This window comes from Clostridium tagluense (assembly GCF_003865095.1).
Classification (GTDB): domain Bacteria; phylum Bacillota; class Clostridia; order Clostridiales; family Clostridiaceae; genus Clostridium_AD; species Clostridium_AD tagluense.
In genome coordinates this window covers 153,971-168,269 of the sequence record NZ_BHYK01000006.1, presented here as the reverse complement: position 1 = coordinate 168,269, position 14,299 = coordinate 153,971, and the positions used below count along the sequence as shown (strand labels likewise).

Here is a 14,299-nt window from a genome sequence, read left to right as displayed (position 1 = left end):
GCGGGTATAACTCAATGGTAGAGTGTTAGCCTTCCAAGCTAATTACGAGGGTTCGATTCCCTCTACCCGCTCCAATATGCTTAGGCATATAATAAATACACAAGTGTCTTTAGCTCAGTTGGATAGAGCAACGCCCTTCTAAGGCGTGGGCCGGGGGTTCAAATCCCTTAAGACACACCACATGGTGGGAGTAGTTCAGTTGGTAGAGCGCCAGATTGTGATTCTGGTTGTCGTGGGTTCGAGTCCCATCTTTCACCCCATTTATTGTTGGGATGTCGCCAAGCGGTAAGGCACCACACTTTGACTGTGGCATTCGTAGGTTCGAATCCTGCCCTCCCAGCCAATATGGTTTACTAGCTCAGTTGGTAGAGCACATGACTTTTAATCATGGTGTCCGGGGTTCGATTCCCCGGTAAGCCACCAAAATAGTAATTATTCGCAGGTGTGGCGGAATGGCAGACGCACTAGACTTAGGATCTAGCGCTTTACGGCGTGGGGGTTCAAGTCCCTTCACCTGCACCATTACTATTTATAAACAAACAACATGCGGGGGTGGCTCAGTGGTAGAGCGTCACCTTGCCAAGGTGAACGTCGCGAGTTCGAATCTCGTCTCCCGCTCCATATATGCTTAGGCATATAATAATTACATGTGTGTTTTTAGCTCAGTTGGATAGAGCAACGCCCTTCTAAGGCGTGGGCCGGGGGTTCGAATCCCTTAAGACACACCAAATATGCGTCACTAGCTCAGTTGGTAGAGCACCTGACTCTTAATCAGGGTGTCCAGGGTTCGATTCCCTGGTGTCGCACCATTTTTTAAATAATGCCGGGGTGTAGCGCAGCTGGGAGCGCGCGTGGTTTGGGACCATGAGGTCGCAGGTTCAATCCCTGTCACCCCGACCATTAAAAAATAATATGCGGGTATAACTCAATGGTAGAGTGTTAGCCTTCCAAGCTAATTACGAGGGTTCGATTCCCTCTACCCGCTCCAATATGCTTAGGCATATAATAAATACACAAGTGTCTTTAGCTCAGTTGGATAGAGCAACGCCCTTCTAAGGCGTGGGCCGGGGGTTCAAATCCCTTAAGACACACCATATGGTGGGAGTAGTTCAGTTGGTAGAGCGCCAGATTGTGATTCTGGTTGTCGTGGGTTCGAGTCCCATCTTTCACCCCATTTAATGCTGGGATGTCGCCAAGCGGTAAGGCACCACACTTTGACTGTGGCATTCGTAGGTTCAAATCCTGCCCTCCCAGCCAATACGGTTTACTAGCTCAGTTGGTAGAGCACATGACTTTTAATCATGGTGTCCGGGGTTCGATTCCCCGGTAAGCCACCAAAATAGTAATTATTCGCAGGTGTGGCGGAATGGCAGACGCACTAGACTTAGGATCTAGCGCTTTACGGCGTGGGGGTTCAAGTCCCTTCACCTGCACCATTACTATTTATAAACAAACAACATGCGGGGGTGGCTCAGTGGTAGAGCGTCACCTTGCCAAGGTGAACGTCGCGAGTTCGAATCTCGTCTCCCGCTCCAAATACGCGGGTATAACTCAATGGTAGAGTGTTAGCCTTCCAAGCTAATTACGAGGGTTCGATTCCCTCTACCCGCTCCAATTTAAGTCTTTAGTATTTATACTAAAGACTTTTTTAAAAATTAATTTTATTTTGCGCCCATAGCTCAGTTGGATAGAGTTGCAGACTTCGAATCTGAAGGTCGAGGGTTCGACTCCCCCTGGGCGCACCAAAAGTGATTAAATAGCAAGGTTTACAGAAATGTAAATCTTGCTATATTTTTGTCATTGTACAGATATTTTAGTCTAATTTCATATTTTAAGCTTATTTTATAAAATTCACCTTTACTTTTTTTCTATATAATGGTAGAATAAATGTTAAACATGAAAAATGACATTTGAGTCAACTATTTGTATAGTTTGGAAACAATGTATTTACAAATCTAATATATGTAATATAATTAAAGGTACAACTTTATGGAATATATATAGGGGGTAAAGAAATATATTAGTAATAATGGATTAGTACAAATTTAGAATGTTAAAATATAATATTAATAGGGGGAAACAAAAATGATAAAAATTAAAAAAGTAGTAGCATTAAGTATGGGTTTGATTATGACAGCTTCATTAGTCACTGGATGCTCAAATAGTGGATTAGAACTTATGAATGCCTTTGGAAAATCTCAAACAATAACTTCTATGCAGAGTAAAACTGATATTTCCATAAAAGTTTCAGGTTCTAATATGTCAGCACAGGAACAAGAAATGATGAATGCAACATTGCCTATGATAAATGGAATGAATATTTCTATGCTAACTAAAATTAATCAGAATAAAGAAAAAACAGTTTCTAAAATGCAAAGTGATATAAATTTACAATTAGGCAAAACGCCTGCTCCTATAAATATGAGTGTTTGGGCTGATGTAGATGCAGCTGGAGATAAACCTGTAGTTAATGAGGTAATTAAAATTCCTCAATTAATGGCTTCTCAATTTCCAAAGGAGTTACAGGGTAAAGATTATATGGTAATGAATTTAGCTGATATGCCAAGTTCAGAAGGTATGCCTCAAACTGATTATAAAAAACTTATGTCTTTTAGTAAAGAATTTCAACCTAAATTTCTTGATTTTATGGTTAAGTATGCAAAACAATTTAATCCAACTACAGATTATGTTAAACATTTAGGGGGTCAAGGCTTTTTAGAAGATAATAAAATGAAATCTACAGATACTTATGAAGTGACATTAACTGATAAGTCCTTTAAGGAGTTAATGCATTATACATTGAATAATCTTGCTAAAAATACGGATGCTATGAACTTTGTTAAGGAGTATATGACAGCTATAATGTCAGTTTGTGATATAACTAATACAACAGACAAAACTAGTAAGGATGAACTAAACAAAGCATTTGATAACTTAACAACTCAATGGCCACAAGGACTCGCAAGTTTAGATAAATCACTAAATTCTATTGATAAACTAAAAATTCTTGGAGATAAGGGAATAAAAATTAGATATACTATTAATGAAGATGGTTATATTATAAATGAAAAGGGAAATGCTGAATTTGTTGTTGATTTACCTAACATAATTAAATTAACAGGAAATGCTTCAAAAGCTAGTAGCATAAGCAATCCTACTGGTATATATACTATAGCTGTGGACTTTAATACTGATATGACTAATATAAATGGAAAAGTTGATATTGTATTACCAAAAGTAAATTCAACCAATTCATTTAACTATACTGATATAATGAAGATGGTTTCCACAGAACTACCTATAAAATAAAAAAAAGCGTCATAAACTATGAAATGGATCCTATGTCAAGGACATTAAAAAAAGACTATGCAATTAAAAGCTGATTTCTGTATTGTACAGGAGTCAGTTTTTTTAATCCCCATTGATATCTATAGTTATTATAATAATCCATATAATTATCAATTAGATTCTGTAAATCTGTGAATGTATCGCAACCTTTATAGTCAATCTCATCCTTCATGTGACCAAAAAAAGATTCTTGTGGGGCATTATCCCAACAGTTTCCCCTTCTAGACATCGACTGTCCAAGTTTATATTTTTTAAGTAGTTTTTGAAACCGTGGACTAGTATAATGAACACCTTGGTCTGAATGTATAAAAGCTTCTGAAGTCAATAATTTCTTATGTGATTTAATTAATTTTTCAATCGTTTCTGTTGCAATATCTAATGTAATACGTCTTGATAAGTGATACGAAAGTATTTCATTTGTAGAAGCATCTTTAATCGTTGATAAATAAGCCATACAGGAAGCTCCATATGGCATATAGGTGATATCTGTTAACAAAACTTTTCCTGCTACGCCCTGCTTAAATTCCCTATTTAAAAGATTTGGTACAACGGTATGCTCTCTAGTGGCTTTCATCATTCTACGATAAGGATTGGCTTTTCTAATAGGGCACTTAATATTATATTTACGCATAATTCTTTGAATACATTTTCTATTAATATTTAAGTTGAACTCTTGCTCGAGTAGCATCTTAATAGAGCGCGAACCCCTCTTGAAACCTCTATGATCAAATGCCTTAAGAATTATTATCTTTAATTCCAAATCCTTTTGCTCTCGAATATTACGTGTGGATTCAGATTTTAGATAATTATAATAACCTGATTTTGATACTCCGACTACGTCACATAAATGTCTGATGATATTTTTATATTTAAATTCAGAGAGGATATTTTGAATAAGCGCAAAAGTTGAAGAGATACTTAAGCTACCGCTTTTCACCTGCCTTTCTTGCCGCTCGATTTTTTTTAATAGTTCTGCTTCAGCTTTCCAGTATGCAATTTCAGCATCTTTTTTTGTAATTATTTCTTCCAATGTTAATTGACGTTTAAGCGGACGTCCACTTTTAAATTTTCTAGTATCTCTAAGTCCTAATTCTCCAGATTCTTTATAAGCATCACGCCACCTTTTACTTGCACACCAGATTCTATGATTACCAAGTACATCTACATCAAATCCGGTATCCTGAAAAATATGAAACGGCAATTTTCCCATACTATGCTCAGCTATAAATAATGATTTAAACTCATCTGTATATGTGATACCTTTTTCACTAACTCTCTTAACATATCTATTTTTTGAGAGAGATAAAATATCCTCATTAGTAAATAATTTTTTACTCATTGTTTTCACAACCTTCCTCTAATTTTATTGTACAAAAAAAGATCCTATATGAATAGACTTTTTTTAAGTGTCCATCATATAGGATCCATTTTACTATAATTGTTTATGACGCTTTTTTTTATTTTAAACTATTTATCCCATAAGGTTTTCATGATGTTATCATATTCATCTTCTACAGCACTAGATAGAACTGAAAGGATATTAAAAACTAATTGTGCATCAAAATTGTTACTAAAAGGTATGCAACATTTAGCATTTATTATATTGTCTATCTCATAAAAAGATATGAATTTATAAGAACTATTAAGGTCGTTTAAGAGTTTATATAATTTTGCTTTTACAGTATCATCATTAATAACATTAGCAATATCATATATATACATATCAGCGTAGGCATCATCATCAGTTATAGCCACTACAACCTTAACTTTAGCACCTTTAATTGCTTGTTCTTCAGGAATAACAAAAGTCGTAAACCCTTCAATATTGTTATTAGTAACCATAGGTATAGTATTTTCATTTATAAATTGTTGAAATAATTTAGCATTTTGTCCCATGTTTATGCCCCCTCAAAATTTTAATAATATATTTTTTATTTAATTGTTAAACCATCTTCTGGGTCGCTACAATTAATAATGGAATCATTATCTCATAAACTAACAAATAAGTAAATCAAACAAGGAAGGGTTTCGCGTATTTATGTTGACAGGAATGAAAAGATATAGTATTATAAATAAAAGAATAAATAAATAACCTTTAATTTAGTCCGAGAGGCTGAGAAGGAAGCAAATGTTTTATATTGTTATTGCTACGCCTTCTCATAATAGAGATGGCGTTTTTTTATTTAGTAATTATTAAATAAATGAACCCAATATTAAAAGTATCGTAGTACCTTTAAATTTAGTCCGGAGAGGCTGAAAAGGAGAGATGTATATGTTAAAAGGAAGACACTTAATTGACCCAATGGATTTTACACTGCTAGAACTTGAGGAGATTTTTGATTATGCAGATGAAATAATCAAAAGCCCTGAAAAATTTTCGCATATTTGTGATGGAAAAATTTTGGCAACATTGTTTTATGAACCAAGTACAAGAACAAGATTAAGCTTTGAAGCGGCAATGTTAAGACTCGGAGGCCGGGTATTAGGTTTTTCTGAGGCGCAATCAAGTTCAGCAGCAAAAGGAGAAAGTGTAGCAGATACTATAAGAACAGTAGAATGTTACGCAGATATCGCAGCAATGAGGCATCCAAAAGAAGGAGCTCCGAAGATTGCATCCATGAATTCAAAAATGCCAGTAATAAATGCAGGTGATGGCGGACATCAACATCCAACTCAAACACTAACAGATCTTTTAACCATAAGAAATATCAAAGGAACATTATCAAACTTAACTATAGGAATTTGTGGGGATTTAAAGTTTGGTAGAACTGTTCATTCATTAATAAAAGCCATGTCAAGATATGAAAACATCAAATTCGTACTAATTTCACCAAATGAGTTAACAATTCCTACGTACATTAAAACAGAAGTATTGGGAAAAAATAATATAGAATTTCTGGAAGCTCGAAAATTAGAAGATGTTATTTCTGATTTAGATATTTTATATATGACTAGAGTCCAAAAAGAAAGATTTTTTAATGAGGATGATTATATAAGGCTTAAAGATAGTTATATATTAGATAAAGACAAAATGAAAATCGCCAAGGAAGATATGATAATTCTTCATCCACTTCCTAGAGTTAATGAAATAGCTGTAGAAATTGATACTGATCCAAGGGCGTGTTACTTTAGACAAGCAAAATATGGTATGTACGCAAGAATGGCACTTATTGCTAAGCTTTTGGGGGTGGACAAATAATGGTAACAATAAATAGTATAAAAAGAGGAATAGTAATAGATCATATTAAAGCCGGTGTTGGAATAAAAATATTTAAATATTTAGGCCTTGATAATGCTGACTTTACAGTAGCCCTTATTATGAATGCACCTAGTGGGAAACTTGGCCACAAAGATATAATTAAGATAGAAAACGAAATTGATATAGATTTTACAGTACTAGGTTTTATAGACCCTAACATAACAATAAATATAATATCTGGAGAAGAAATTGAAAATAAAGTTAAACTTAGATTGCCAGATAAAATTGAGCATGTTATAAAATGTGATAATCCGAGATGTATAACATCTGTAGAGCAAGAAGTTTTGCATAGCTTCTATTTAGCAGATAGACAAAAAGGCGAGTACAGATGTATATATTGCGATGAGATTAATAACCCTACAAGTAGATTATAAAGCATGCAGGATTTAAATTGTGATTTAGATCCTACATATAAATCTTAGGTACATTGGAATTAATAACAGGTTAATAAAAGTATATTAACCTGTGTCACAATGTAGTATGAAGGGAGACATAATTATGGAATTATTAATTAAAAATGCAAGAATAGTCGATTCATCACAGGATTTTACTTCTGATGTATATATAAATGGTGGAATAATATGTGAAATAGGAGAAAAACTAAAAAAAGACTGTGAGGTTCTAGATGGAAAGGGATATATTTTAGCTCCTTCTTTTGTAGATCTTCACAGTCATTTTAGAGAACCTGGATACACCTATAAAGAGGATTTATTATCTGGAAGTAGAGCGGCGCTGCGTGGTGGATATACTGCCATAAACCTTATGGCAAATACAAAGCCAGTATGTAGCTCCATGGACACTATAAATATGGTATTAAAAAAAGCTAGAGAAATAAATCTTGTAGATATTCATCAATGTGCATCTATTACAGAAGATTTATTGGGGCAATCTATAGATCACTTAGAGAAGCTAACTAATGAAGTAAAATTTATATCAGATGATGGCAGAGGAGTTTCTAGTAGCCTTGTGATGCTTAATGCAATGGTAATGGCCAATGAAAAGAATTTAACAATAATATCTCATGCTGAAAATGAAGAATTGGTAGACATTGATACTAGACTTGCTGAAAATCTCATGACAACAAGAGATATAACACTTTCAAAATTCACAGGTTGTAAACTTCACTTAGCTCATGTTAGTACAAAAGAGGCTATGAATGATATTATAGTGGCGAAGCAGCAGGGTGCAAGGATAACCTGCGAAGTTACACCACATCATTTAGCATTAACTTCAGAAACTCAGTATAGAGTAAACCCTCCACTAAGAGAAGCAGAAGATGTCACTTTCTTAATCGAAGCTATAAAAGATGGGTTTGTGGATGTTATAGCCACTGACCACGCACCACATAGTATGGAAGATAAAATAAAAGGGGCCCCTGGCATATCAGGTCTAGAGACTTCTTTTCCTGTATGTTTCACTAAACTTATAGGTGAAGGACATATTACTCTAAACAAACTTTCAGAACTGATGTCGAAAAACCCAGCTAAAATTATGGGACTAAACAAGGGTGAAATTAAAATAGGATTTGATGGAGACTTGCTGCTCTTAGATACTAAAACTAAGTATAATATAGATGCCAGGGAGTTTTTATCAAAAGGAATGAATTCTCCCTTTGATGGAAAGAGTGTAATGGGAACCGTAATGTGCACCATTAAGGCAGGGAAAATAGTTTATAAAGCTAAAACCTTTAAATAAAGTAGTTGATTTATAAATAAAATAGCAAAGGTGGGGTAACTGATGATTATAGATAAATTATTTGAAAGTGTAGAAAAGAAAGGTCACGTATGCATAGGACTTGATACGGCACTAGAATACTTACCAACAGAATTTAAAAATAAGTTTGTATATGAGGATTATGCTTTGTATAGATTTAATCAGCAAATAATTGATGCCACATTTGATGTAGCGGCTTGTTATAAGGTACAAATAGCATATTATGAAGCCCTTGGACTCAAAGGCTTAAAAGTATATAAAGATACCCTAAATTATATAAAAAATAAAGGCGGCATTGTTATTGCAGATATCAAAAGAGGAGATATTGCAAAAACTGCGGAAATGTATGCTAAAGCTCATTTTGAAGGAGATTTTGAAAGTGATTTTATAACTGTAAATCCATATATGGGCATGGATAGCATAGAACCTTATCTTCCTTATTTAAAAAACAAGGAAAAGGGATTATTTTCATTAATAAGAACCTCAAATAGTGGGGCAGAGGATATAGAGTATATAGAAAATAAAGAAAATAAAAGGGTTTATGATGTTGTAGGGGAAAAACTATTGAAAATTGGAAGTGGATTTATGGGCGAATGTGGATATAGCGCATTAGGTGGAGTTGTAGGGTGCACTCATATAGATGAAGGATTAAAGATGAGGAAAGACCTAGAAAAAATGTTTTTCTTAATACCAGGTTATGGAGCACAAGGTGGCGGGGCTGAGGATGTGGCCATATATTTGAAAAATGGAAATGGCGGGGTGGTAAATGCCTCTAGAAGTATTTTACTTGCATACAAGAAAGTAGAAAACGGATGGAGTCATTTTGAACAATTTGCTAGAGAAGAGGCAATAAAAATGCGAGATGAAATAAGAAAAGCTGCAAAGTAGTAAAGTAATCTCTAATTTTTATTAAAATTAGAGTGTAAAAAAGATAGTACATGATTTTTATTAACATACTGGAGGAGTTTATTTGATATGCTGCGTAGAGAAAATATATGAAAATGTTGAAATAAGTGAAGGTGTGTATATGCTTTCTATAAAGGGCAAATTTAATGTAAAACCGGGTCAATTTTTTATGTTAAAGGTAGGGGATCTTGAACCGTTATTACCAAGACCTATAAGTGTTTATGATGTAGACGAAGAGAAAATAAGCTTTTTATATGGAATAGTAGGTAAAGGTACAAAACTTCTTAGTAAATTAAAGGAAAATGAGGAAGTTCAGATAATGGGACCTTTAGGAAACGGATTTGATGTAGAGAAAATAAAAGGGAAAATTGCTGTAGTATCTGGAGGAATTGGCATAGCGCCACTTATTTATCTTATAAAAAGCCTTACAAACTGTGAAATAGATTTGTATTCTGGATTTAGAACTGTGGATTATTCTGTGGATTCTGTGGAAAAATATGTAAATAAAGTTTATTTATCCACAGAAAGTGGTTTAAAAGGGCATAAGGGATATATAACAGATATAATAAATCCACAAAAATATGAAACAGTTATATGCTGTGGACCAGAAATTATGATGAAAAAGGTTATAAGTTTATGCAATGATGCTAATGTAACTGTTTATGTGTCGATGGAAACCCATATGGCCTGTGGGATAGGTGCATGTCTTGTATGTACTTGTAAAACCAAGGGTGGAAACAAAAGAACCTGCAAAGATGGTCCAGTTTTTCTTGGAAAGGATTTGATTTATAATGATTAATGTTGAATTATGTGGTGTGAACTTAAAAAATCCTGTAATAGCGGCATCTGGTACTTTTGGATTCGGAGCTGAATATAATCAATATTTTGATATCGGAAAATTGGGTGGCATAGCATCTAAAGGACTTACAATTAATGAAAAACAGGGTAATGATGGTATACGTGTTTTTGAAACAAGAGGTGGAATGTTAAATAGTGTAGGGCTTCAAAATCCAGGTATTGAAAAATTTATAAAATTAGAGCTTCCAAAGATGCAGGAATATAATACAGCTATAATTGCAAATGTTGGAGGTGGCAATATAGAAGAATATATAGCTGCCATAGAGAGATTAAATAATGAGGCTATAGATATAGTTGAATTAAATATATCCTGCCCTAATGTAAAATGTGGAGGTATGGCTTTTGGAATTAATTCAAAGGTAGCCTATGAAATGGTTAGGGAAGTGAAAAGTATTTGCAAGAAACCCCTTATGGTAAAACTTTCACCAAATGCAGAGAATATAGTAGATATGGCATACCGTTGCTGCGACTCTGGGGCAGATGCATTGTCCCTGGTAAATACTTTTAAGGGCATGGCAGTGGATATACATAAAAGAAAAGCAATTTTTAATAATATATATGCAGGGCTATCAGGACCTGCTATAAAGCCTATGGCACTCCGAATGGTTCATGAAGTATGCAAGGCTGTAAACATACCGGTTGTTGGTATGGGTGGTATATGCTGTTTTGAAGATGCTATAGAATTTATAATGGTAGGTGCGCAGGCAATTCAAGTTGGAACTGCGAATTTCATAAAACCGGATATTTGCAATGATATAATAGATGGAATAGAAAATTATATGATACGGGAAGGTATTAAAGATTTAAGTGAGATTAGAGGAATTATTTAATACAATTAGAAGTTAAAAGTGAATTTTCACAGTGAGCTAGTAAAAAAAAAGGGAGGCTATGTTATGAATATTAATGTTTTAGATATATTAAAAGAATCAGGAGCACTACTCGAGGGTCACTTTCTGTTATCATCGGGAAGACACAGTAACAGATATTGCCAATGTGCAAAATTGCTTCAATATCCAGATAAGGCTGAGAAAGTGTTAAGTGTAGCAGTAGAAAAAATTAAAGATATAGAGTTTGATGTGGTAGTAGGACCGGCTATGGGTGGGATAATAGTGGCTTATGAAGTAGGTAGACAAACTGGAAAGCCTGCTATATTTACTGAAAGGGTAAACGGCACCTTCGAACTGCGACGGGGATTTGAAATATTGACGGGTCAGAAGGTTTTAATTACAGAGGATGTAGTAACTACTGGTAAATCTTCACTAGAAACAATAGAAGTTTTAAAGGAACTTGGTGCAGAGGTAGTTGGAATATGTTGTATTGTAGATAGAGGAAGTAGTACTATTCCTTATCCTATCTATAGCGCTATAAAGTTAGATATTGAAAGTTATGATGCATCAGTATGTCCACTTTGCAAAGAAGGAACAGCTTATATAAAACCAGGTAGTAGAAATATAAAATAAATACATGATAAAAAAGATAGGAAATTTCTCCTGCGTGCCTTGCAAACGAACTTAAAACTAGAAATTCCATTTACAAATTCTAATCATTTGCGAATATAAAATTCTCTAACACTCACATTCGCCATCCTGGCTCAGGTTCGCTAGCCTGCCGTCCTGGCAGGCTTACGAGAATTTTATATTCGCAAATGAAGAATTTGTAAATGGAATTTCAATAGTTTCTGCGTTTCGTATTGCAAGTCACTTCGGATAAATTACCTATCTCATATTATTTTTAAAAGGACATTATGATCATGAATTATTGAGTTGCTTAAATCATGAAATCCTATTTCAACCGTTTCCGCTGTTGGAAGTGTATAGTTAAAGGAAAACATATGCGAATTGGAAAGGAAAAAGTCTGGCGTTTGATTTCCATCAGCTAGGGTATATCCCGCTGGAAGCACAACATCAAATTTTTTTCCCGAAAATGGAAGTATCAGTGATCCTTCCACATTCTGTGATAGCTCATACCCTCTCTCTTTCACTATATTTCTTACCAAAGCATATTCTGGTGGGATCACTATATGTAAATGACTGGTCTTATTTTCGTAGTCTTTTGTACCCCTTGTAAAACAGGACAAATGTGTTTCTGCATGATGAAACATTCTTTCAAGTAGTTCGCTGTCTCTTTGACGTTCTAAAGATTCAAAAAGGAAAAATGCGTCTGCGTTCCATACACCTTCGCATATAACTGCTGAAATAATATTGCCATCTTCTTCCCATATCCCAACGGTATGTCTCCAATTATCTTTTACATTTGCCCATGCACTATGAACTCCACGAGAAAACTCATGATGGCTTAATCCCCATGGCGGATTTCCAAATGAGTAACTTGCTAAAATAAGTTTTTCTAATTTTAAAAAATCTTCATCTGTATAATATCTAAAAGAAATACTCAAAATATTCACCCCTTCCTCGCATTTTTGTAGAACGTTTATTAATGGTTTTTGATTATAATCTTCATTTCCAAGTTTTTCAACTTCTGCATAATGTTTATTTTACAAAAATAAAGTGTAAATGTATATACCGAGAATTTTTTATAAGAATGTAAGACATACCCTTGCCATATTACTATAGCAGGGGTATGTCTTCAGCGAGAGTAGATAATTTTTTTAATGGATTCTACTGAGAGATTGTACTTTTCGGATAATTTGTCAATGAGAATACCATCCTTGAAGTCTATTTTAATATGGATATTTCTGTTTAATAGTTCACTTTTGGTACCGGTCATATCGCCCCAGGATCTGCGATTGCCAGCTTTATTAGGGATGTATACAATACAGCCTTCAGCATACTTTTGAATTTCTTCTAAAAGAGATTTTGGTAATAAATCACAAGCTTTAATATTATTAAGGATGCAAAGTCTGTTTTAAATTAGAATGAATATCGACGATTATAAATAATTCTATTATACTCCATGCAAGGTATCGTCAATGCTCATTAAGCAGACTTCGCATGGAGCATAATATATAAAAAACCAAATGTTTCAGCCATTCTAGTACCCCCTTTTCAAAACATAACTTAATATTAACTTACCATATTATCATCAAAACTGCATTTAGCTAACTATAAATTACAAGTATTTGCTAAACTATGGTTTATTTACATACTAATAATAACATAAATTTCAAGTATAAGGGAATAGACTATCTGAAAATTGCTGATATACCTTTGTAAGTATCAAAGACCTCTTTTTTCTTATAGAATGCTAACAAAAGTATATATTGCGTAGAATGCATTTGAACAAGCCTTAGTAATTCAAAATTTATTTTATTTGCAGGTGCGTAAAGAAAAATGCATGTTTGAGCGTAAGCGAGTTTGCATTTTTTAGCAGCTGAAAATAAAATAAATTTTAGAATTACTTGGCGAAGTGAAAGCATTTTAGCAATATATACTTTTGTTATAGCATTCTATAAGAAAAAAGGGATAATGATTGCACTAAATATTATTTCAGGTTTAGTAAATTATTTATTAATATTTGAAGTTCCTTAGTTTTATCTTTATCCATGGGCTCTACACCTTTTAATTTATAAGGAATTGATAGAGCTTCGTATTTACTTACTCCTAGAACATGATAGGCAAGGAGTTCGACTTTATCTAAATTAGGAACTTCTTCACTGATTATTTTAGCAATTTTAGTTATATGTTCCACTGAATCTGTAATTCCTGGTACAACAACATGTCTTACCCAAACCCTAGATTTTGACTTTCTTAAAGCTTCCAAAAATAAATTAATATCTCCTGTATCTCTACCGGTTAGATTAACGTAGCCCTTACTAGTTGTCTGTTTTATATCTAAAAGCACTAAATCTGTATATTCTAATATATCAGCATAGTCACCATTGCCAAAACCAGAGGTATCTAGAGTAGTATGAATGCCATTTTGTTTACATAATTTTAAACACTGGAGAAGAAATTCAGGTTGCATTAATGGATCACCGCCAGAGAAAGTAACTCCGCCAGAAGAACGATCAAAATATGGCTTGAACCTAACAATTTTTTGAACAATTTCGCTGGGTGTCATTTCTGTGCCACCACTGAGACTCCATGTATCTGGGTTATGGCAGTAGGCGCATCGCAATTTACAACCTTGAAAAAAAACCACTACTCTTATTCCAGGACCATCAACTAGTCCCATACTTTCTATAGAATGGATGTTACCTTTTACCATATATATTCCTCCTCCGCACTAGTGTATAAAAATTCAATTTTTAAATAA

At 34.0% G+C, this 14,299-nt stretch carries 13 protein-coding genes and 19 tRNA genes; 27 read left to right on the top strand and 5 right to left on the bottom strand.

The window, feature by feature from the left end:
* From Ctaglu_RS07470 to Ctaglu_RS07375, 20 genes are all read left to right on the top strand, one after another.
* Positions 1-74, top strand: a tRNA-Gly gene (locus Ctaglu_RS07470).
* Positions 75-103: 29 nt separating this feature from the next.
* Positions 104-180: transfer RNA gene (locus Ctaglu_RS07465), tRNA-Arg, on the top strand.
* Positions 181-184: 4 nt separating this feature from the next.
* Positions 185-260, top strand: a tRNA-His gene (locus Ctaglu_RS07460).
* 8 nt (positions 261-268) lie between these two features.
* Positions 269-343, top strand: a tRNA-Gln gene (locus tag Ctaglu_RS07455).
* A gap of 4 nt (positions 344-347) precedes the next feature.
* Positions 348-423: transfer RNA gene (locus Ctaglu_RS07450), tRNA-Lys, on the top strand.
* 15 nt (positions 424-438) lie between these two features.
* A tRNA-Leu gene (locus Ctaglu_RS07445) sits at positions 439-522 on the top strand.
* 24 nt (positions 523-546) lie between these two features.
* Positions 547-621: transfer RNA gene (locus tag Ctaglu_RS07440), tRNA-Gly, on the top strand.
* 30 nt (positions 622-651) lie between these two features.
* Positions 652-728, top strand: a tRNA-Arg gene (locus Ctaglu_RS07435).
* A gap of 5 nt (positions 729-733) precedes the next feature.
* Positions 734-809: transfer RNA gene (locus tag Ctaglu_RS07430), tRNA-Lys, on the top strand.
* Between the two features lie 15 nt (positions 810-824).
* Positions 825-900 (top strand) — tRNA-Pro (locus Ctaglu_RS07425).
* 14 nt (positions 901-914) lie between these two features.
* Positions 915-988, top strand: a tRNA-Gly gene (locus Ctaglu_RS07420).
* Positions 989-1,017: 29 nt separating this feature from the next.
* Positions 1,018-1,094, top strand: a tRNA-Arg gene (locus tag Ctaglu_RS07415).
* 4 nt (positions 1,095-1,098) lie between these two features.
* Positions 1,099-1,174 (top strand) — tRNA-His (locus Ctaglu_RS07410).
* 8 nt (positions 1,175-1,182) lie between these two features.
* Positions 1,183-1,257: transfer RNA gene (locus tag Ctaglu_RS07405), tRNA-Gln, on the top strand.
* 4 nt (positions 1,258-1,261) lie between these two features.
* Positions 1,262-1,337: transfer RNA gene (locus Ctaglu_RS07400), tRNA-Lys, on the top strand.
* Between the two features lie 15 nt (positions 1,338-1,352).
* Positions 1,353-1,436: transfer RNA gene (locus Ctaglu_RS07395), tRNA-Leu, on the top strand.
* A 24-nt stretch (positions 1,437-1,460) separates the two neighbouring features.
* Positions 1,461-1,535 (top strand) — tRNA-Gly (locus Ctaglu_RS07390).
* A 5-nt stretch (positions 1,536-1,540) separates the two neighbouring features.
* Positions 1,541-1,614: transfer RNA gene (locus Ctaglu_RS07385), tRNA-Gly, on the top strand.
* Between the two features lie 54 nt (positions 1,615-1,668).
* Positions 1,669-1,745: transfer RNA gene (locus Ctaglu_RS07380), tRNA-Arg, on the top strand.
* A gap of 340 nt (positions 1,746-2,085) precedes the next feature.
* A complete protein-coding gene (locus tag Ctaglu_RS07375; protein ID WP_124999607.1) occupies positions 2,086-3,309 on the top strand; it encodes a hypothetical protein in 1,224 nt (407 codons plus the stop codon).
* 55 nt (positions 3,310-3,364) lie between these two features.
* On the opposite strand, the gene Ctaglu_RS07370 is transcribed toward Ctaglu_RS07375, so the two are convergent.
* Both Ctaglu_RS07370 and Ctaglu_RS07365 read right to left on the bottom strand, forming a co-directional pair.
* Positions 3,365-4,687 (bottom strand): IS3 family transposase, encoded by a 1,323-nt coding sequence (locus tag Ctaglu_RS07370; RefSeq protein WP_124999698.1) that lies wholly within the window; start codon positions 4,685-4,687, stop codon positions 3,365-3,367.
* Between the two features lie 128 nt (positions 4,688-4,815).
* Positions 4,816-5,244, bottom strand: a complete 429-nt coding sequence (locus Ctaglu_RS07365; protein WP_124999605.1) for a hypothetical protein — start codon at positions 5,242-5,244, stop codon at positions 4,816-4,818.
* Positions 5,245-5,620: 376 nt separating this feature from the next.
* On the opposite strand from Ctaglu_RS07365, the gene pyrB reads away from it, so the two are divergent.
* The 7 genes from pyrB (at position 5,621) to pyrE (ending at position 11,544) form a co-directional block, all read left to right on the top strand.
* Complete coding sequence (gene pyrB / locus Ctaglu_RS07360; RefSeq protein WP_124999603.1) at positions 5,621-6,547, top strand: aspartate carbamoyltransferase; 927 nt, start codon at positions 5,621-5,623, stop codon at positions 6,545-6,547.
* The gene (locus Ctaglu_RS07355; RefSeq protein ID WP_124999601.1) at positions 6,547-6,981 is read left to right on the top strand and encodes an aspartate carbamoyltransferase regulatory subunit; all 435 of its coding nucleotides are present in this window, start codon (positions 6,547-6,549) and stop codon (positions 6,979-6,981) included. Before pyrB ends, Ctaglu_RS07355 begins: the two co-directional genes overlap by 1 nt.
* A 124-nt stretch (positions 6,982-7,105) precedes the next feature.
* The gene (locus Ctaglu_RS07350; RefSeq protein WP_124999598.1) at positions 7,106-8,302 is read left to right on the top strand and encodes a dihydroorotase; all 1,197 of its coding nucleotides are present in this window, start codon (positions 7,106-7,108) and stop codon (positions 8,300-8,302) included.
* Between the two features lie 42 nt (positions 8,303-8,344).
* Entirely contained in the window at positions 8,345-9,208 is an 864-nt protein-coding gene (gene pyrF, locus Ctaglu_RS07345) for an orotidine-5'-phosphate decarboxylase (protein WP_124999596.1), read from the top strand.
* Positions 9,209-9,347: 139 nt separating this feature from the next.
* On the top strand, positions 9,348-10,025 hold the full coding sequence (locus Ctaglu_RS07340) for a dihydroorotate dehydrogenase electron transfer subunit (RefSeq protein ID WP_233439713.1): 678 nt from the start codon (positions 9,348-9,350) through the stop codon (positions 10,023-10,025).
* On the top strand, positions 10,018-10,914 hold the full coding sequence (locus Ctaglu_RS07335) for a dihydroorotate dehydrogenase (protein WP_124999592.1): 897 nt from the start codon (positions 10,018-10,020) through the stop codon (positions 10,912-10,914). Before Ctaglu_RS07340 ends, Ctaglu_RS07335 begins: the two co-directional genes overlap by 8 nt.
* Before the next feature lie 63 nt (positions 10,915-10,977).
* The gene (pyrE, locus tag Ctaglu_RS07330) at positions 10,978-11,544 is read left to right on the top strand and encodes an orotate phosphoribosyltransferase (protein WP_124999590.1); all 567 of its coding nucleotides are present in this window, start codon (positions 10,978-10,980) and stop codon (positions 11,542-11,544) included.
* A gap of 260 nt (positions 11,545-11,804) precedes the next feature.
* On the opposite strand, the gene Ctaglu_RS07325 is transcribed toward pyrE, so the two are convergent.
* From Ctaglu_RS07325 to pflA, 3 genes are all read right to left on the bottom strand, one after another.
* Positions 11,805-12,479, bottom strand: a complete 675-nt coding sequence (locus tag Ctaglu_RS07325; RefSeq protein ID WP_233439710.1) for a hypothetical protein — start codon at positions 12,477-12,479, stop codon at positions 11,805-11,807.
* A 191-nt stretch (positions 12,480-12,670) separates the two neighbouring features.
* A complete protein-coding gene (locus Ctaglu_RS26155) occupies positions 12,671-12,925 on the bottom strand; it encodes a CD3324 family protein (protein WP_267901261.1) in 255 nt (84 codons plus the stop codon).
* A 600-nt stretch (positions 12,926-13,525) separates the two neighbouring features.
* Entirely contained in the window at positions 13,526-14,251 is a 726-nt protein-coding gene (gene pflA, locus Ctaglu_RS07315) for a pyruvate formate-lyase-activating protein (RefSeq protein WP_124999588.1), read from the bottom strand.
* Between the last annotated feature and the right edge of the window lie 48 nt (positions 14,252-14,299).